Here is a 17,239-nt window from a genome sequence, read left to right as displayed (position 1 = left end):
CGGAAAGCCGTCTCACCGTAAAACGTCTCAGCATGGGACGGGGAGGGGGTTTCCGAGGCAGAATGGCGGGATGAGACTTCTTGGATACACGCGCGTGAGTCCGACCAGCCAAGACGCCCAACTGCAGCTCGACGCGCTCGTCTCGACAGGGGTCCAGAAACGCGACGTGTTCGCCGACGTCACCTCCGGGAGCAAGACCGCGATCGAGCGCCCCGGCATGAAGAGGCTTCTCGACTACGCCCAGACGGGCGACACCGTCGTCGTCTGGCGGGTGGACCGGCTGGGCCGTTCCCTGATCGACGTCCTGAACACCGTGAACCTCCTGCGCGAAAATGGAGTGCAGGTCCGGTCCATATCGGACGGAATCGACCCCGCGACCTCGACCGGGCGGCTGATGCTGAACATGCTGGCCACCCTGGCCGAGTACGAGCGCGAGCTGATCGTCGAACGCGTCAACGCCGGCATTGCCGCCGCCCGCCAAGGCGGCACCCGCTTCGGCCGGCCGCTGTCGGATCCGGCCGTGATCGCCGACAAGCTCGCGCTCGCCACGGAAGCCCGCGCGAAGGGGCGCACCGCGGAAGACGCCGCACGCCTCGTGGGCTGGAGCCGCGCGACGCTCTACCGCCACCAACAAGCCCTCGCCATCCGCGAGAGCAGCCGAGACGTCTAGAGGCGGCGCGCCGGCGCTGACCTACTTCCCTCAGGATCCCTGCCGACCGAGGCTGGCACCGTGGTTGCCGCCCTGTGGCTGGCGCTGGACGGGGCTCCCTACTGGTCTGTGCCAGCAGCTCCGCCGTCACCGGACGGGCCGTCCTGCTCGGCTGATCCCGGATCCGAGGAGACTTCCGGCTCGGGGATCGGATCCGGTTCGGGGGCAGGCGCCGGAGTCTGCTGGGTGTCGGGGGCGGGGTCCGCCGGCGCGGTCTCGCTGGTTTCGCCAGTTCCCGGCTCTACGATTTCGGCCGAGCCGCTGTCCCCGCCACTGGGGGTGCCGTCCGTATCCAGGCCATCGAGGTTCGTGCCCTCCTCGACTTGCTCCGGCACTTCCTCGACTTGCTCAGTCGGTTTGTCTGCCTCGTCCGAGGGTGACTGGTTGCCGGTCAGAACGCTGCCGAGCGTTGTCTTCCGCTCGGCCGTGCCGCTGTCAGTGGCCGTAGTTGACGAGACCAGAGTCGAGATCGGCTGACTGGTGCCGAATTCGACGGCGGTGATGCCGACCATCGCGATTGCGAACGCGCCGACACTGACCGATGCGATCTTGATCCAGGCCTTGGGAGTGGACTTCTTTCCAGCACGTGCCGGCCGGGGGTCGGCTGCCTTGGAGGGCGCACTGGCGACCAGCCTTTCACGGGTGCTGTCCTCGGTGCCGCCGTCACCGGTGTCGGCAGCGACGCCCCGCCGGCGTCGCACGGGGATTCTCTCCTTGGCCACGCCAGCCGCCGAAAGGAGTGTTTGGGCGTAGAGGGCCGCTCCGACCGTGGCGACGATCGAACCGAGTGCGGCCCCGAGAAGCGTTCCGGCGACCCCCAGGAACGAACCCACCAAGGCAGCGGTGACAGCGGCCATGGCCGATGCAAGAGTCTGGGCGCCGCTTAGTCCTAGGAGTTTCGGCTTGTCTTCGGTCGCTTTGTCGTCGGCCATTTTGCACACACTTCAGTCAGAGAATAATATTACGAATAGGTAACGTTATCAGCTTGCGGGCGGCCTCCGCCCGGCCGGCGTGCGTTTATGATGCTATTCACAGTCAGGAGCCTGGCCGGGGTTCAGCACCGGCAACTCACCGTCAGGCGCCCGTTTCGCTGCCCCGAATCCCGATGCTCGACTTGAGCACGGCCAGGCGACGCATGCTGGGCCTCCGGTTCTCCCCACTTCATTCCGACTGTCAGGATGAGCTCTGGGACCTCGCGCCGAGAGTGTCCGTTATCGCGAAAATCGATCCCACCCTGACGCTTTTCGAAACCGCGCCTGACGTCAGGCTGGGGTGTACCCATTCAGGACGCGCGCGCTTCTGATTGGGAGTGCCGTGAACTCTCGCCATGGGTGCATTCGACGGGATGCCCACCGCCCTTGTGTGCCAACTGTGCCTGGTAGATGATCGGCAAAACGATCAACGGTCTGGAGCCAACATGTTGCCGAAGAGGGGCCAGCAGTGGAGCTATCTGGACCGCGGGAGGACCCTCGCCGTTTCTTGGGGGCTCACCCTCATCGGCGGGCTCGCCTTCGGTGTCTACCTGCTCATCACCAGGGGCGACTGGCTCATGGTGGTCCTTAGCCTGGCCGGGGCCGGCTTCTTGGCACTGTATGTGCGGGAGAACGAGCGCGAGCACCGCGTGCCGACCTTCGACGATGAGCCTGAGAGCGAGGACGCACCTCGGGAGGGTCCGCTCAAGTAGCGGACGACGACTGCGCAGCGCCCTGTTCACCGGCGGCGTAGGTGCCGTTCAGGAACGCTCCAATCCGGCGGTACTGCCAGGCTGAATAGGCGCATGCCCAAACGCTCAAGAAAAGCGCGACAACCCAAAGAAAGGTCGCGAACGAGACCGTATCTGTCCAGAAGTTCACGATCTGGGACGCGCAGAGGAGCATCTGGAACGGAAAGAGGAACACGAACTGCCTGGCCATCATGTACCGATGCTCGATGGCGACGCCGCGGACCACGCCCAGCTGCTCCGGAACCGGCGGCTCGTTGCCCAGCATTTGCCGACGGATGGACTTTTGTTCGGGCTTCTCCAGCCCGTACAGCGGTGTTGACCGGGCCAGGGACACCCGGGACTTGAGGCGGCGGTTCGTGTAGGCGAGGCCCCCGGCAAACGTTCCGAAGACGGCGAGCATGAGTCCAAGCGCGAGGTCGGTATTCCACGGTTCGCTTAGCAATAGGTTGGACAGGGCGTATCCCAGCCCTACTAGGATCAGCACGCCGAGCGGCAGGTGCCAGCGGAGGTAGATGCGCAGAGGCTCGTCGATGCCATGGTCGGCAATGACGGCGGCCTTCTGGTTAGCCCTCGCCCAGCGGGCCGGGACGTCGGTCTCGGCCATGGGGGTCCTTTCGGCTTCGCGCCCGAGATTGGGCGTCCTGCCCCCACCCTGCGGGGAACGGTCAATATTGTCCAGAGCGCCTCATCGACCATCTACTCGGCGGAAGGCTTTAGCGCACGCCTGGAAGGGCGTCGCTGGCTTGGGATTGGCGGCTGGCGATAAAGGGAGTCAGCGCATGCAGTTTCAGCGGTCTCATCAAAGGTGTCATCTTGACGTACTAAGACAAAAAGCGAAGCCGCGGGTCGTTAGGCAGAAACTCCAGCAAGGCTCGCGAATAGCGGGTGGAACGTGAAAAAGAGTGCGGGGAAGAGGCATACGGCTGCCAGGAAGTACCATCTTGTTTCCCTTCTGAGAACGAGATCTTCCTCGTAGTCCGCACTTTGGCGGGGAGTAATTCTCGAGGCCATGATGCAGGCCGCGTACGTGACTGGGCGGATGGGACTCGAGAGTGAACCCAGGAACAACGCCGAACTCAATGCAAGAACCGACGTGGAGACGAATACGATGCCGTCCACACTATCCTTGACCTGCCCAATCGGGATCGAGACCATCACGTACGCTATTCCCAAAACGACTAGCGGCATCAGGTAGCCGATCTGATTTCGTTTGGATCGTAGGCAAGCCGCAACGATGGAAACCGTGGAGATCAGAGCGGCTACGGCCAATATGGTCGCTATGGCCATCGTTCTATCAGTCCCCCGAGTTGAGTGTCCCTCGGTAGCTTATTGAGCTAACAGTCCTTGGCCAAGTAGCGCCCGACTACGGATGAACCAACGATGCGTCTTGCTACCCACCATCTGCAAGCTCAGCAACCCGCAGTGTCCCACCGCGGGTGCGGTCGCATGAACCGCGAATTGGTGGTCCTGCTTCACACTGGCATCCGCATTCTCCCAACCCTATTTTCCTGCTCCCCATGGGCAACGCCGACACTTGCACATATACAGGAACTGACCAGATCAGGACGTCGGCCGGCGGGAGAGCGTGTGAAGCACGGAATGGGTGCCGGCAAACGATTCGCGTGGCTCTTGATTCTTCTTGTGGTGGGGTTTCTGCTGTGTTTCCTTCTCGGAATGTGGATGACCGACGGCAACTGGAAATCGGTCCTGGTCATATCCACCGGCCCGGCGCTCGGGGCCCTGGGCGGTGTGGCTATCCGGTACTGGTGGAAGGGCCGCGAGCCAAAGCGCGACACGTTCCGCTGTCGCGTTCGGACCGTCGACGGTTCCCTGCCACCCCTGACAGCCAAGTGGACCCTGGGTCTTGCGACGGTGAGGGCAGGCAGGCTGGAGTTCCAGCCGCGGGCCGGCCTTCTGGGCCCCGATGCCGGTGATGTCATTCGGATCGCCATCGACGGTCCAGCGCGGGAGCGCGTCCCGACCTGGACCGAAATCCTGTTCAGGCTCCCGCCCCTGTGGAGAATAGTCTCCTTCGAATCTGGGGGTGGCCGGGTCGAAGTGGCGGCGGGGAGGGCCGGTTCACGTGCCGCAGGGGCTTCTGTCGGCGTCGCCTCGCAGCACTGAATCGAACCCCTGCGCGAACGATCCAGCGACCTGTGCCGTTGTTCCGCCCACACCTCTCGAGGATGCGCCTCGGTACTGGCCGTCGGCAGGGCACTTCGGCCCGCGTTTGCCGAATGAGAATTCATCGCGACACCCCGGCGTTGGACGCATGCCATGCTGAGGCAATGACGGACGCGACCTGGGATCAGAAGATTGACCGCTTCTACGAGCACGAGTTCGATGAGTCGGATCCGCGAGGCTCGATCAAGAAAATGCAGGTCCTCGCTTCGGAACGCCCGGAAGGCGACGCGGCCGCGCTTTTCGAAATGGGCGGCGTACATGATTCCCTTGGGCTCGAAGGCGAAGCCATCCGGTTGTACCGCGACGCGATCGCGGCGGGGCTCGAGGGGGAGCGCGCAACCCGCGTGTACATCCAGCTGGCAAGCACCCTGCGCAACGTTGGCGCCTCGGCGGAAGCGGTTTCGATGCTCGAATCAATGCCGGCGGCAGGCGCCGACGAAGCGCCACGCCAGGCGTTTCTCGCCCTCGCTCTCTACGACGAGGGCCGCTACGGGGACGCACTGCGGACGGCCTTGAATGCCCTCATCCCTACCCTGCACGGTTACAGACGATCCCTTGCGGGGTATGCCGAGGACCTTCCACGTGCGGTCAAGCCGAAGGAGAGTGTGGTGAAGGGCCGACTCACTTGAGTCTCGATTCGCTGTCTTAGAAGAGGCGCCCAACCTGACTGGCGCCGATCTCGGCTGACTCCACGTGCCACCGCATCCGCGGCCCGCGCATCGAATGACGGGTGGGCCCGCCGGGTCACCGGGGATCCGCAAGACTCCCTCGACCCTGCCGGTACGTTAGGGGAAACAAGCAAGGGGGACGTGCATGGAAGACGGCTTGATTCACCTGGTCGACTTCATTGGCGCAATGCGTGTGGCCAGAAACGGAGACACGGTCGTGGCGACGGTCCACGAGGCCGGTCACGGCGTGAAGTCTGTCTACGACGTGCGTGCCCGGACACCCACGGGCACCTTCGAGCTTTCCACGGACGGATTCGCGATGTCGTACAGGCCGGCAGACGGCCAGCTCCTCTCCAGCGAGGGCGGCATCCTCTCCCGCCCGGCGTACCGTCCCCACTTCCCCATGACGCCCGTCGTGCTCGCCATGTTCAGCCCGCTCGACTTGCCGATCTGGGGTGGACCCAACGACAACAACCGCGTCACGTCGGCCACCTCGGATGGTCCCGGCCTGGTCCGCCTAGAATTCGGTCCCCGAGACGAGCCGGATGACGCCGAACTCAAGGGGTACGCCTTTGTGGATCTTGACCTCGGGGTTGTCCTTGAGATGCGCTATCTAGGCAATGATCACCTGACGTCGGATATCCGGACGGTGCCCGACATGCCTTCGCCGTAAGGGAAGGGTGCCCGGCGCGTCCAGATGCCGAGATCGCACGGGAGAGGGATGGAGTCGGCTGCGGCGCAGCTATTGCGGCCCAAGGGTTACGTGGCCACGACACCGTATTCACGGAGCTCCAACCGGGTGGCGCCATCAGGTGCCATCTCGAGTGCCTCCATTAGGTGGACGGAGAACAGCCTCAGCGGGCCGTCGGGCGAGTCGAATAGACCGCTTGAGTCGATGCGCTGGACTGCCTCAAGTATCTTTGCCAAGCCTGCGTCGAAGACCAAACGCCGCCCGTCGCGGCCAACGATTGACACCCTGCTGAGGGCATCAAGACCGTCGGATTCGAGGTCTCCGTCCTCGGAAGTCATTCGTCGCAGGTCCGAAACGAATTTCTCGTAATCTCGCATATCTCGCTCCCATCGGAGTGGCACTCAAGGCGAACAAAGACTAGCGCTGTCTCGCGCGTTCATCTCGACACTCACCATCTGCAAGGACGGCTTACAACCATTCGGCCATGCGAGTCTCCTTCCCGTGCAGCGCCAGGGTTCGCCCCGGTGTTATCGTTCGTTCTCCCGCGCATACACGGCCGTGGCAATGAGGCCTACAACGCCGGCGATCAATACGATCCACTCTCCCCTTGTAATTAGGAGATAGATCCCAGCCGCGATGCCGCCCACACGGGCCCCGTGAGAAGCGTGCGTGGGCCGTGCGGCCATGGTGCCCCCAGTCAGGTCTGCTCTTTAGACTCAAGACCATCTTCAGCGTTCACTCGACAGCACTGTCATTTTCCTCGCTTTAGCGGGCCCTGCCCAAGGGTTTCCGCAGGCCTTGTCGCAGCAATCGGTGCGCTGTTGGGACGCTGGAACTGCTGGCATGCTGAATTCATGAATGAACGAGGCGATCCTCAAGGATGAGAAAGCGTCCTGGAAAGAGCCGTGCGCTAGCCGAGCCTGTCAGGCCGAAGTTCTTAGTCGATCTTCGCGTGACTATTGATTCCGCCGTGGCCCGGAATCACGAAAGCATCAAGGTGTCCCATTCCTATGAGGGATGGGAAGCCTGCCATGAATCTGTTAGCGGATGGCGCACCGAGATTGCCCTAGCAGCGGATCCGCGAAGGGTGATGGAGGTTTGGTACGACAACCTCGATCATGACGTGTTCGTGTCCGGCGACGTCGAGTACCGGGAATGGACCTGGGAGGCAGATAGCGAGACTGCGCCACGCGAGTGCTTGCACGAGGTGGATCAGCTTGTTGACGCCTTCGCCCGAGGCCGGCTTCCATCGGCCCGTACCCACTTTGGCTAGCTCGCAGCAGTATCGCTGCAGCGGGCATTCCGCGCGGCCGATGACTCCCTAAAGCTCCAGCGGAGCGCGTCGGGGAACAGCAAGCCGCCGTGGTTGGAGCCGCGCACCACTCGGCTGCGACATCGACGGCCCATCGTCGCAGCGTCGGCCGAGTCCGCCCGCCGGGCCGTGGACACAGGTACTACTTGCGAGCGCGGATCGTGCACCGGGGTTCCCCGCGGACCGCCCGATCCATACGCTGGGGTCTGACGGAAGGCTGGCGGGATGCGGAAACTCACCTACGGCATGAACGTGACCCTGGACGGCTACATCGCCGCGGCCGGCGACGACATCGCCTGGGGCGTGCCGAGCGACGAATTGTTCCAATGGTGGCTCGACCAGGAGAAGGCAACCGGCTTGTCCCTGTACGGGCGCAGGCTCTGGGAGACCCTGAGCTCCTACTGGCCCACCTTCGACCAGCAGCCCAACGCCACCCCGGCGGAAGTCGAGTTCGCGCGGAACTGGCGGGACACGCCGAAAGTGGTGTTCTCCTCCACCATCGACAAGGCGGACTGGAACACCCGTCTGTTCAGCGGCGATGCGATCGCCGAGATCGCCCGGCTCAAGGCCGAGGACGGCGGCCCGATGAGCGTCGGCGGCGCAACGCTCGCCGGCGCGGCCATGCGGGCCGGCCTGATCGACGAGTATGTGCTGGCCACCCATCCGGTCCTGGTGGGTGGCGGCACGCCGTTCTCCCCCGCGCTGGACGGCTGGGTGAACCTGGACCTGGTGGAAACGCGGACGTTTCCCGGCGGCGTGGTACTGACCCGCTACGAGACGAGGCGCCGAGCGTGATTCCTCGCCCGTCCGACCCGCCCGTTGCGCCGGGGGCGACCGAGGTGGGCACCCGGGGGCCGGCCTCGGCGCACACAGCCGCCCGAGCCCTGCGTCGCCCCCACGGGTCGCGTCGGCGTGTTGCCGGCACGACGAGGGCCTCGTCCGCGGCGTCCCTCCCCGCACCCGACGGCGGAGCCGGGTCGGCCGTCAACATACGCCGCAGGGGTGATGGGTTCGGGGGTGGTGATCAGGCAAGATGGAACCTACCGAGGGCCGCACGCGCCCTCTCGATCGCAACACGAGGGACCAAATGCTTGAGTGGATCGTCGTCAATAGCTGGGTCTTCTGGCTGGCGCTCTTCCTGATCCTCGCGATCATCGAAATGATGTCGCTGGACCTCTACTTCGTTATGCTCAGCGGCGGCGCCCTCGCGGCCTGCTTCGTGGCCCTCGCCGGCGGCGAGTTCTGGCTTCAGGCGCTGGTCTTCTGCGTCGTCTCGCTGGCCATGATCTTCATCCTGCGGCCCATCGCCATCCGTCACCTGCGCAAGGGACCCCCCAACCAGCGGACCAACGTCGACCGGCTCCTCGGGCAGGACGCGCTCGTGCTCGAGCCCACGTCGCGGATGTCCGGACGCGCCAAGATCGGCGGCGAGACCTGGAGCGCCCGAACCGACGACGACGCCCCGCTGGACCCCGGCATGTACGGCACCGTCGTGCGCATCTCCGGTGCCACGGCCTTCATCACCGCCCGACCGAACCAGGCGCACGCCGCCGGCCACGGCGCCTAAGACCACCGGCCGGGTCTCCCGGCCATCCCGCCAGCGTGTCAACCGCGCACCCAACAAGGGGGAACACCATGTTCGACTCGCCGGGCACCGGCGTCGGAATCGTGCTGATAGTCCTAGCCGTTTTCGTCATCATCGCCCTCCTGCGCTCAGTGCGCATCGTCCCGCAGGCGCGCGCCGGCATCGTGGAGCGGCTGGGCAAGTACCAGCGCACCCTCGGGCCGGGCCTGACCATCCTTATCCCGTTCGTCGACCGGCTACTCCCCCTGCTGGACCTCCGTGAACAGGTGGTTAGCTTCCCGCCGCAGCCGGTGATCACCGAGGACAACCTGGTGGTCTCGATCGACACCGTCGTCTATTTCCAGATCACGGAGCCGCGGGCCGCGACGTACGAGATCGCGAACTACATCCAGGCCGTGGAGCAGCTCACCACCACCACGCTGCGCAACGTGGTCGGCGGGCTCAACCTCGAGGAGGCGCTGACCAGCCGCGACCAGATCAACGGGCAGCTGCGCGGTGTCCTCGACGAGGCCACCGGCAAGTGGGGCATCCGCGTCTCGCGCGTGGAGCTCAAGGCCATCGACCCGCCGCTGTCGATCCAGGACTCCATGGAGAAGCAGATGCGCGCCGAGCGGGACCGCCGCGCGGCCATCCTGACCGCCGAGGGCACGAAGCAGTCCCAGATCCTGACCGCGGAAGGACAGCGTCAGGCGGCGATTCTCGCCGCCGAGGGCGACGCGAAGGCAGCGATTCTGCGGGCCGACGGCGAGGCGCAGGCCATTTCGAAGGTGTTCGGCGCGATCCACGCGGGCAACCCGGACCAGAAGCTTCTGGCCTACCAGTACCTACAGACCCTGCCCAAGCTCGCCGAGGGCTCCTCCAACAAGCTCTGGATCATCCCGAGCGAGGTCGGCGAGGCGCTCAAGGGCATCGGCGGGGCACTCGGCAACCTGCGCCCGGACGAGGACGACGCCGGGACGCGGCGGACGCCGTAGGGCGGACCCCGAACGGGGATCGCGGACCGTCGGCGCTCGGCGCCGGCGCGGCGGGCCCCTCCCGCGGCGCACCGGGGCCCCGGCGGATCTCCATCCGCCGGGGCCCCGGTGCGTGGGCGTATACTAGGTTGTTCGAGACTTCCGTCCCCCGGGGAATTCACAGCCCGGCGGAGGCGTTGATAAACGTAGTCGTTACCGTCAGTCGTTGGAACGCAGTAGGGAGAAAAGATGAGCGATCGCAGTCTGCGCGGGATGCGCCTTGGCGCACAGAGCATGGAGACCGAGGCCGGGGTCGAGCCGGCGCCGCGCCAGCGCGTCGAGTACCGGTGCGAGGACGGCGAGCAGGTCTTCGTGACGTTCTCCTCCGAGGCCGACATCCCGCCGACCTGGGTGTCGAAGACCGGCAAGGAGGCCCTCCTCGTCAACGGCGAGAAGCCGGTCGACTCGAACGAGAAGCCGGTCCGCACGCACTGGGACATGCTGCTGGAGCGCCGCTCCGTCGACGAACTCGAGCAGATCCTGCAGGACCGCCTCGACAAGCTCCGGGCCGCCCGCGGCGAAAAGGTGAAGTCCTAGGCTCATCCACCGCGCACCGCGGTGCGCCCCACGTGGGTGATTGCGCCAGGGAAAACCTCCGGATGAAGGCGGGCTCGTTCAGAGACCGTCACGACCCCGGAGGTTTTCCGTGTCCACTGTCGGCTAGGTCATCGAATCGATGGCGACGGCGATCGCCAGGAGGAGCGCGACGTCTTCGCCCTGCGCGATGTCGACACCGTAGGATTCACGCACCCGGAACCACTTCTTCGAGATCGTGGCGACCGTGCGGCCGTCCCGCTCGATCTGGTACTCGTGGTCGACGATGTTCCCGTGTGCCTTCAGTTCGGCACCGTCCTTCAGCTCGATGGCGAAGCGATCCCGAAGCCCGACCAGCGCCTTGCGGACCGTCGCGGCGGTGTCGCCGCCACGCTCAATCTCGACCTTGTCCCGGACCGAGAGCTTGCGCTCTTGGATACTCGCCACCCTGTTTCCCGAGGCGTCCTCCAACACGAACGTATCCCGGATTCGGACCGCCTTCCCATTGACCTTGAAGGCGCGTTGGCCCTGGTCGTCCTCGATCCAGAAGTCGTCCCCGACCGACAGCAGCTTCTCACGCATCTGGAACCGCGCGCCTGCCGGTGCGTCAGACCCGCGTCGTAAGAGTCCCATGCCCAGGCCGATTCAGTCTTCGGCTTCGGTTTCGGATTCGGCTTCCAGCGCGATGGCGAAACCCAGGGCCACGGCGAGGTTGCCGGATGCCGCCACGACCCGGGGGGTCCCGACGATGGGCGCAACGGCGACGAGGATGCCCTCGACATCCTCCAGGGTGATGCCGACCTCCACTGCGGCGCCGACGTTGAGCAGGTACGAGGCGGGCGGGGCGTCGACTGCCGCGAGGGCCGCGATCCGGGCCAGCATCAACTCGCGTGCTTCGAGCGTGGAGCGTTCGAGCGAAACGGCCGTGATCTCGACGAGGGTGTCGCTGACGGGGCTTTCTTCTTCGGCCATGGTGACGTCTCCATCTGGTTGCGGGGGTTGTGGGCCGAGGGACGCGGCGAGACCGGGTGCCGCGACTCTCGTTGCCAACCTATTCCGCCACCACGGAGGACAGCATCACCCGCAGGGGATGACCCCGCCGTGGCCCCTGCGACCTCCCTCGAGCCCTCCGCACCAGCGGTGCCACGAGGACCTCCCCGGCGCGCGCCTCCCGCGGGTGACGCCTACCACCGGGCCGTCAGCTTCTCCCAGCGGGCCTTGAGGCCCCAGCGGGTCACGTTCACCATGGCTTCGACGACGATGTTCCCGCTCATCTTCGACACGCCCAGTTCGCGCTCCACGAAGGTGATCGGAACCTCGACGATCCGTTTGCGCAGCTTGGCCACGCGGAACGTCATGTCCACCTGGAACCCGTAGCCGACCGATTCGACGGCGTCCAGGTCCAGTGCCTCCAGCGTCTCGCGCTTGAAGGCGCGGTACCCGGCGGTGATGTCCCGGACTCGGATGCCCAGCATAAGACGCGAGTACGTGCTGCCGGCCATGGAAATCAGCTTCCGGTGCAGCGGCCAGTTCACCACGCTGCCTCCCTTGACCCAACGGGAGCCGATGACCAGGTCCGCGCCGCGCGGGATCTCGGCGAGGAGCAGCGGGAGCTGCTCGGGACGGTGCGAGCCGTCGGCATCCATCTCGACCAGGACGTCGTACCCGCGGCCGAGGCCCCAGCGGAATCCGGCGAGGTAGGCGGCACCGAGGCCGGCCTTCCCGGCGCGGTGCAGCACGTGGATCTGCGGGTCCTCGGACGCCAGGCGGTCGGCCAGGTCGCCGGTGCCGTCCGGGCTGTTGTCGTCGACCACCAGGACGTCGGAGTCCGGCACGGACGCCCTCAGGCGGGCCACCGTGATCGGCAGCGACTCCAGTTCGTTGTAGGTCGGAATGATGGTGACTACCCGCACGCGGTTCTACCCCTCTGCACTGTGTGGCGAAACCCGCGTCGCGGATCCCCTTCAACGGCCCGGGGCTCCAGCCCCTCCCCCGCCGGCCGGCGATCCGGGGCCGGGGAAGCCAGTGAACCAGTATACGGGCACCATGCGGCCCGGCGGTCCGGGAGCCCCGATGCCGGCGCGGCAAGACCCCGGGAACTTCGGACCAGGGTGCCGCGCAGAGGCGGGTCGCCCTGTTTTCTACTGTTCCCGGGGTCTTGTTCCCGCGCTGGTCGCCGTCGATGCGGCGTGGCGCACACGGAAGCGATCCGCCGTCGGAACCCTAGCCTAGCTGTTGGTTACCGGGTGTCAACCAATCGCTGACAAGGGCTTTCAGGAAGCGCCCTCGCCCGCCAACGCGTCGAAGATCACCCGGCCGCGGCGCACGGTGCGCTGGCACGCGGGCAGCTCGTCCTCGAGCACCGGCAGCATCGGCGTCCCGGCGCGCGCGTCCGTGCTCCACGAGGACACGCGGGCGTCGGGGGTCTGGACGGCAAGCTCGGACGCGGCCCACACCGCGAAGGTCGCCTCCGCCCCCGGGACGAGCTGCCCGGCGAGCGGATCCGGGGCGCCGACCGCGCGGTGACCCGCCCGCGTGTGGGCCAGGAACGCCGCCCGCGCCGAGACGCGCGCGCTCCGCGTGTGGTGCTCCAGGCAGGCCTTCACGGCGGCCCACGGGCTGGCCTCCGTCACCGGGGTGTCCGAGCCCAGGCACACGGGGACGCCAGCCGCCAAGAATCGGCCGACCTCGTTCATGCGCGACGAGCGCTCGGCGCCCAGACGCTGCTCGTACTGGCCCCCGGGGGCGCCCCAGTACGCGTCGAAGGCGGGCTGGAGGGACACCGTGATGCCGAGTTCGAGCAGCGCCTGGACGGCCGACTCGTCGGCGATCTCGACGTGCTCCAGCCGGTGGCGGCCGGCTTGCACCGCGGCCGTCCCGATCCGCTCCGCGGCGAGCCGGAAGCCGGCGACGGCCTCGTCGACCCCGGCGTCGCCGATGACGTGGAACGCCGCCTGGACGCCGGCGGAGGAGCAGGCGACCACGTGGTCCGCGATCCGTGCGGCGTCCAGGAAGAGCGTCCCGCGGTTCCCCGGGTCGTCGGCGTACGGCTCGCGCAGGTAGGCGGTGCGCGAACCCAGCGAACCGTCGATGTTCAGGTCGCCGCCGAGGCCGGCCAGCCGGCCGGGACCGAAGCTGTCCGCGAGGGCCCGCGCCTGCTTCGGCGTCGTGACGGCCTCGCCCCAGTACGCGTGGACGCCGGGGTGATCGTCGCCCTCGGCGTCGAGGAGTTCGAAGAGGATCTCGAGGTCGCGCCTGGTCCCGATGTGCGGCGCCGCCATCTCCGCGACTCCGGCGTAGCCGTGGGCGGCCAGGTGCCGCAGGGCCCGGCGCTGGTGGTCCGCGCGGGCTGCGTCCCCGAAGTCCAGCACGGCCGCGCGGACGCGGGCGTGGGCCTCGCGGACCACGGTGGAGTCGCCGTCCCAGCCGTCGATGCCGGCGAGCCCGAGCCGCCGCGCGAGCGAGGCGTTGACGAGGCCGGAGTGGACGTCGATCCGGGTCAGGTAGACGTCGCGCCCTCCCCCGGCCTCCTCCAGCTCCGCGGCCGTCGGCACGCGGCCCTCCGGCCAGGCGCTTTGGTCCCAGCCGGCGCCGGCGACCGCCCCGGCGTGGCGCGCGGCGTCGTCCGCCACCAGCCGGAGGAGCTCGGCGACGGAACCGACGCCCGTGAGGTCCAGCGACGCCAGCGCCGCGCCCGTCTCCGTGAGGTGCACGTGGGAATCGAAGAACGCGGGGGCGACGAGCGCGCCCCGGAGGTCCACCACGCGGACGCGGTCGTCGACGAGCGAGGCGGCGGCGGCCTCCTGGCCGACCCAGGCGACGGTGTCGCCGTCGACCAGCATCGCCGTGGCGAAGGGGTCCGCCTGGCTGTAGACGGCGCCGTTGCGGTACATGACGAGAGAAGACATGGTGGTGCTTCCTTCCGGGGTGGGGGCGGCCGCCGCGCGGCCGGGGGTGCTAGTCGGCGACGCTGGAGTAGGACACGACGCCGCGGCGCACCGCGTCGACGGCCTCGCGGCAGGTCCGGGCGAAGGGCCGCGGCAGGTCCGGGACCTTGGCCAGCTGGTCCAGGGTGTCGATGACCTGCTTGGCCCAGCGCACGAAGTCGCCGGCAGCGAGGTCGGTGCCACGCAGGCATTCGCGCAGCTCGTGGCCCTTGGCCCACCGGTACATCGGCCAGATGAGCCCCGATTCGGGCTCGGCCGTCTCCGGCAGCCGGTTGGCGACCTCGCGGTCGGTCAGCTCCGACCACTGCCGCACCGCGGTGTCCCAGGCCCGCTCCATGGCCGGGCTGGGCAGCTTGGGATGCACGCCCTTGTCCTCGCGCTTGGCCTGGTAGACGAGCATGGTGATGCTGCCGGCCAGCTCGGCCGGACCGAGCGGCTCCAGGACGCCGGACTCGAGCACGAGGGACGTCAGCAGGTCCCGCTCGCCGTAGATGCGGCGCAGGCGGTTGCCCGAGGGCGTCGTGGCGAGCACGGTCTCTCCCCCGGCGCCCTTCGCGCCCGGCTCGAGGTAGCCGTAGCTCTCCAGCACGGTGCAGACGCGGTCGAAGGTCTTGGCGATGGTGTTGGTGCGCCCGCTGATCTGGCCGGCGAGCCGGTCGGTCTCCTGGCGCAGCTTCCACCAGCGGTCCGCCCAGCGCGCGTGGTCCTCGCGCTCCCCGCAGCCGTGGCAGGGGTGCCGCTTGAGGCGGCGGCGCAGCTCGGCGATCCGCTGGTCCTGCTCGGCGGTCCCGGAGAAGTCGAAGCCGGCGGCGCCGCGGCGCGGCGGCCGGTGGTCGTGGATCGCGTTGCGCATGCTCGCCGCGAGATCCTTGCGCTCCTTCGGCGACCGCCCGGTGAAGGCCTTCGGGATGCGGATGCGCGAGATGACCTCGAGCGGCCCGTCGAGGTCCTGGGCGCCGATGCGCCGGATCTGCCGGTCCTCGGTGAGCACCGTGGGCCGGGGGTCCCGGTGCGAGTCGGAGACCGCGATGACGACGCTGCGGCCCAGCCTGCGGGGGCCGGGGACATCGACGACGTCGCCCGGCATCAGCTGCTCGAGCGACTCCTCGGCCGCGGAGCGCCGGGCGCGGCTGGCGGTGCGCGCCACGGTCTTCTCCGCCTCGGCGAGCTCCTGCCGGAGCCGGGCGTATTCCGCGAAGTCGCCCAGGTGGCATGTCATGGCCTTGGCGTAGCCGGCGAGCGACTCCTCGCGGCTGCGCACCTGGCGGGCGAGCCCGACGACGGAGCGGTCGGCCTGGAACTGGGCGAACGAGGACTCGAGGATCCGGCGCGCCTTCCCGCGCCCGAACTGCGAGGACAGGTTCAGGCTCATGTTGTAGGTCGGGCGGAAGCTGGAGTTGAGGGGGTAGGTGCGGCGGGAGGCGAGGCCGGCGACCGCCGCGGGGTCCGTTCCCGGCTGCCAGAGCACCACGGCGTGGCCCTCGACGTCGATGCCGCGGCGCCCGGCCCGGCCGGTGAGCTGGGTGTACTCGCCGGCGGTGACGGAGACGTGCTGCTCCCCGTTGAACTTCTCCAGCTTCTCCAGCACGACGGACCGCGCCGGCATGTTGACTCCCAGCGCCAGCGTCTCGGTCGCGAACACGGCCTTCACCAGGTTCTGCGCGAAAAGCTTCTCGACGACCTCCTTGAAGATCGGCAACAGCCCGGCGTGGTGCGCGGCGAAGCCGCGCAGCAGGCCCTCGCGCCAGGACCAGAAGCCCAGGACCTCGAGGTCCTCGGGCGGTAGCTCGAAGGCGGCGAGGTCGACGGCCTGCTCGATCCGGCGCGCCTCCTCCTGGGTCGTGAGGGCCAGGCCGGAGCGCACGCACTGGGCGACGGCCGCGTCGCAGCCCTTCCGGGAGAAGATGAACACGATCGCCGGCAGCAGGGCTGCCCGGTCCAGGGTCAGGACCATCTCCGGCCGGGACACCTGGTGGCGCTCCGCCGGTGCGTCCGGCCGGCGCTGGCCCCCGTGGTCGCGTCCCCCCCGGCCGCGCCCGCCGCGGCCGGAGCCGGGGCGGAACGAGCGGCGCTCGTCGCGCTGGGCCAGCTTGGTGAGCTCGGGGTTCACGGCGATCGAGGACTCGGCGCCCGCGGCATCCCCCGTCGCCGCCTCGTCGAAGGAGACCTCGCCGGCGAAGAGGTCCAGCATCCTCCCTCCGGCGAGGACGTGCTGGTACAGCGGGATGGGCCGGTGCTCCGAAACGACGATCTCGGTGTCCCCGCGCACGGTGTCCAGCCAGCCGCCGAACTCCTCGGCATTGGAGACGGTCGCGCTCAGCGAGACCACCAGCACATCGGCGGGCAGGTGGATGATGACCTCCTCCCAGACGGCGCCGCGGAACTTGTCGGCCAGGTAGTGGACCTCGTCCATCACCACGTAGCCCAGCCCCGCCAGCGTCGAGGAGTCCGCGTACAGCATGTTGCGGAGCACCTCGGTGGTCATCACCACGATCTCGGCCTCGCCGTTGATGGTCGTGTCGCCGGTCAGCAGGCCCACGCGGTCGGACCCGTAGCGCGCGGAGAGCTCGGTGAACTTCTGGTTGCTCAGCGCCTTGATGGGCGTGGTGTAGAACGCCTTGCGGCCGCCCTCGAGCGCCAGGTGCACCGCGAACTCGCCGACGACGGTCTTGCCGGCACCCGTCGGGGCGGCCACGAGGACGCCCTTGCCCGCCTCCACCGCGCGGCAGGCGTCCACCTGGAACGGATCGAGCTCGAAGCCGAGCGTCTCGCGGAACGCGTGGAGTTGCGTCTTGGATTCGGCCGCGCGCAAACGTGCCGCGGCGTACTGTTCGGCCGGAGAGCCCATGGTGCCCGCCCTTCGGGTTCGGTCA

18 protein-coding genes are annotated in these 17,239 nt (G+C 67.8%); 10 read left to right on the top strand and 8 right to left on the bottom strand.

The genetic code is table 11. The features are described 5' to 3' along the window. Window positions 1-70 precede the first annotated feature (70 nt). Window positions 71-670: a recombinase family protein gene (locus ACETWP_RS06640; RefSeq protein ID WP_373971625.1), complete on the top strand. Its 600-nt coding sequence runs from the start codon at window positions 71-73 to the stop codon at window positions 668-670. A gap of 98 nt (window positions 671-768) precedes the next feature. Here the strand turns inward: ACETWP_RS06640 and ACETWP_RS06635 are convergent, their stop codons facing one another. Further along, window positions 769-1,641, bottom strand: coding sequence for a hypothetical protein (locus tag ACETWP_RS06635; RefSeq protein ID WP_373971432.1), 873 nt, complete (start codon window positions 1,639-1,641; stop codon window positions 769-771). A 485-nt stretch (window positions 1,642-2,126) separates the two neighbouring features. On the opposite strand from ACETWP_RS06635, the gene ACETWP_RS06630 reads away from it, so the two are divergent. Then, a complete protein-coding gene (locus ACETWP_RS06630) occupies window positions 2,127-2,393 on the top strand; it encodes a hypothetical protein (RefSeq protein WP_373971431.1) in 267 nt (88 codons plus the stop codon). On the opposite strand, the gene ACETWP_RS06625 is transcribed toward ACETWP_RS06630, so the two are convergent. Beyond that, window positions 2,386-3,036: a hypothetical protein gene (locus ACETWP_RS06625; protein ID WP_373971430.1), complete on the bottom strand. Its 651-nt coding sequence runs from the start codon at window positions 3,034-3,036 to the stop codon at window positions 2,386-2,388. The genes ACETWP_RS06630 and ACETWP_RS06625 overlap by 8 nt on opposite strands. Before the next feature lie 983 nt (window positions 3,037-4,019). Between ACETWP_RS06625 and ACETWP_RS06620 the strand changes: the two genes are divergently transcribed. The 3 genes from ACETWP_RS06620 to ACETWP_RS06610 all read left to right on the top strand — a co-directional run bounded on the left by ACETWP_RS06620 (window position 4,020) and on the right by ACETWP_RS06610 (window position 5,957). Then, the gene (locus ACETWP_RS06620; protein WP_373971429.1) at window positions 4,020-4,556 is read left to right on the top strand and encodes a hypothetical protein; all 537 of its coding nucleotides are present in this window, start codon (window positions 4,020-4,022) and stop codon (window positions 4,554-4,556) included. Between the two features lie 164 nt (window positions 4,557-4,720). Then, window positions 4,721-5,245, top strand: a complete 525-nt coding sequence (locus ACETWP_RS06615) for a tetratricopeptide repeat protein (RefSeq protein ID WP_373971428.1) — start codon at window positions 4,721-4,723, stop codon at window positions 5,243-5,245. 184 nt (window positions 5,246-5,429) lie between these two features. Further along, window positions 5,430-5,957, top strand: coding sequence for a hypothetical protein (locus ACETWP_RS06610; RefSeq protein ID WP_373971427.1), 528 nt, complete (start codon window positions 5,430-5,432; stop codon window positions 5,955-5,957). 86 nt (window positions 5,958-6,043) lie between these two features. Here ACETWP_RS06610 and ACETWP_RS06605 read toward each other — a convergent pair whose 3' ends face one another. After that, window positions 6,044-6,352, bottom strand: a complete 309-nt coding sequence (locus ACETWP_RS06605; protein WP_373971426.1) for a hypothetical protein — start codon at window positions 6,350-6,352, stop codon at window positions 6,044-6,046. Window positions 6,353-6,927: 575 nt separating this feature from the next. Between ACETWP_RS06605 and ACETWP_RS06600 the strand changes: the two genes are divergently transcribed. From ACETWP_RS06600 to ACETWP_RS06580, 5 genes are all read left to right on the top strand, one after another. Beyond that, a complete protein-coding gene (locus ACETWP_RS06600; RefSeq protein ID WP_373971425.1) occupies window positions 6,928-7,248 on the top strand; it encodes a hypothetical protein in 321 nt (106 codons plus the stop codon). A 264-nt stretch (window positions 7,249-7,512) separates the two neighbouring features. Further along, on the top strand, window positions 7,513-8,082 hold the full coding sequence (locus ACETWP_RS06595) for a dihydrofolate reductase family protein (RefSeq protein WP_373971424.1): 570 nt from the start codon (window positions 7,513-7,515) through the stop codon (window positions 8,080-8,082). A 292-nt stretch (window positions 8,083-8,374) separates the two neighbouring features. Continuing rightward, a complete protein-coding gene (locus ACETWP_RS06590; RefSeq protein ID WP_373971423.1) occupies window positions 8,375-8,854 on the top strand; it encodes an NfeD family protein in 480 nt (159 codons plus the stop codon). A gap of 68 nt (window positions 8,855-8,922) precedes the next feature. After that, complete coding sequence (locus tag ACETWP_RS06585) at window positions 8,923-9,846, top strand: SPFH domain-containing protein (RefSeq protein ID WP_373971422.1); 924 nt, start codon at window positions 8,923-8,925, stop codon at window positions 9,844-9,846. 228 nt (window positions 9,847-10,074) lie between these two features. Next, window positions 10,075-10,422: an RNA polymerase-binding protein RbpA gene (locus ACETWP_RS06580; protein ID WP_373971421.1), complete on the top strand. Its 348-nt coding sequence runs from the start codon at window positions 10,075-10,077 to the stop codon at window positions 10,420-10,422. 123 nt (window positions 10,423-10,545) lie between these two features. Here ACETWP_RS06580 and ACETWP_RS06575 read toward each other — a convergent pair whose 3' ends face one another. From ACETWP_RS06575 to ACETWP_RS06555, 5 genes are all read right to left on the bottom strand, one after another. Further along, window positions 10,546-11,001 carry an LURP-one-related/scramblase family protein gene (locus tag ACETWP_RS06575; RefSeq protein ID WP_373971420.1) on the bottom strand — a complete coding sequence of 152 codons (456 nt, stop codon included), beginning with the start codon at window positions 10,999-11,001 and terminating at the stop codon, window positions 10,546-10,548. Between the two features lie 63 nt (window positions 11,002-11,064). After that, the gene (locus tag ACETWP_RS06570; protein WP_373971419.1) at window positions 11,065-11,391 is read right to left on the bottom strand and encodes a carboxymuconolactone decarboxylase family protein; all 327 of its coding nucleotides are present in this window, start codon (window positions 11,389-11,391) and stop codon (window positions 11,065-11,067) included. A gap of 212 nt (window positions 11,392-11,603) precedes the next feature. Then, window positions 11,604-12,332, bottom strand: a complete 729-nt coding sequence (locus ACETWP_RS06565; RefSeq protein WP_373971418.1) for a polyprenol monophosphomannose synthase — start codon at window positions 12,330-12,332, stop codon at window positions 11,604-11,606. A 360-nt stretch (window positions 12,333-12,692) separates the two neighbouring features. Continuing rightward, window positions 12,693-14,327: an amidohydrolase gene (locus tag ACETWP_RS06560; RefSeq protein WP_373971417.1), complete on the bottom strand. Its 1,635-nt coding sequence runs from the start codon at window positions 14,325-14,327 to the stop codon at window positions 12,693-12,695. Window positions 14,328-14,376: 49 nt separating this feature from the next. Beyond that, a complete protein-coding gene (locus ACETWP_RS06555) occupies window positions 14,377-17,214 on the bottom strand; it encodes a DEAD/DEAH box helicase (protein WP_373971416.1) in 2,838 nt (945 codons plus the stop codon). Window positions 17,215-17,239 lie beyond the last annotated feature (25 nt).

Origin of the sequence: Arthrobacter halodurans (genome assembly GCF_041877255.1) — a bacterium.
In the GTDB taxonomy this organism is placed as follows: Bacteria; Actinomycetota; Actinomycetes; order Actinomycetales; family Micrococcaceae; genus Arthrobacter_N; species Arthrobacter_N halodurans.
This window is presented reverse-complemented; position numbering and strand designations above follow the sequence as displayed.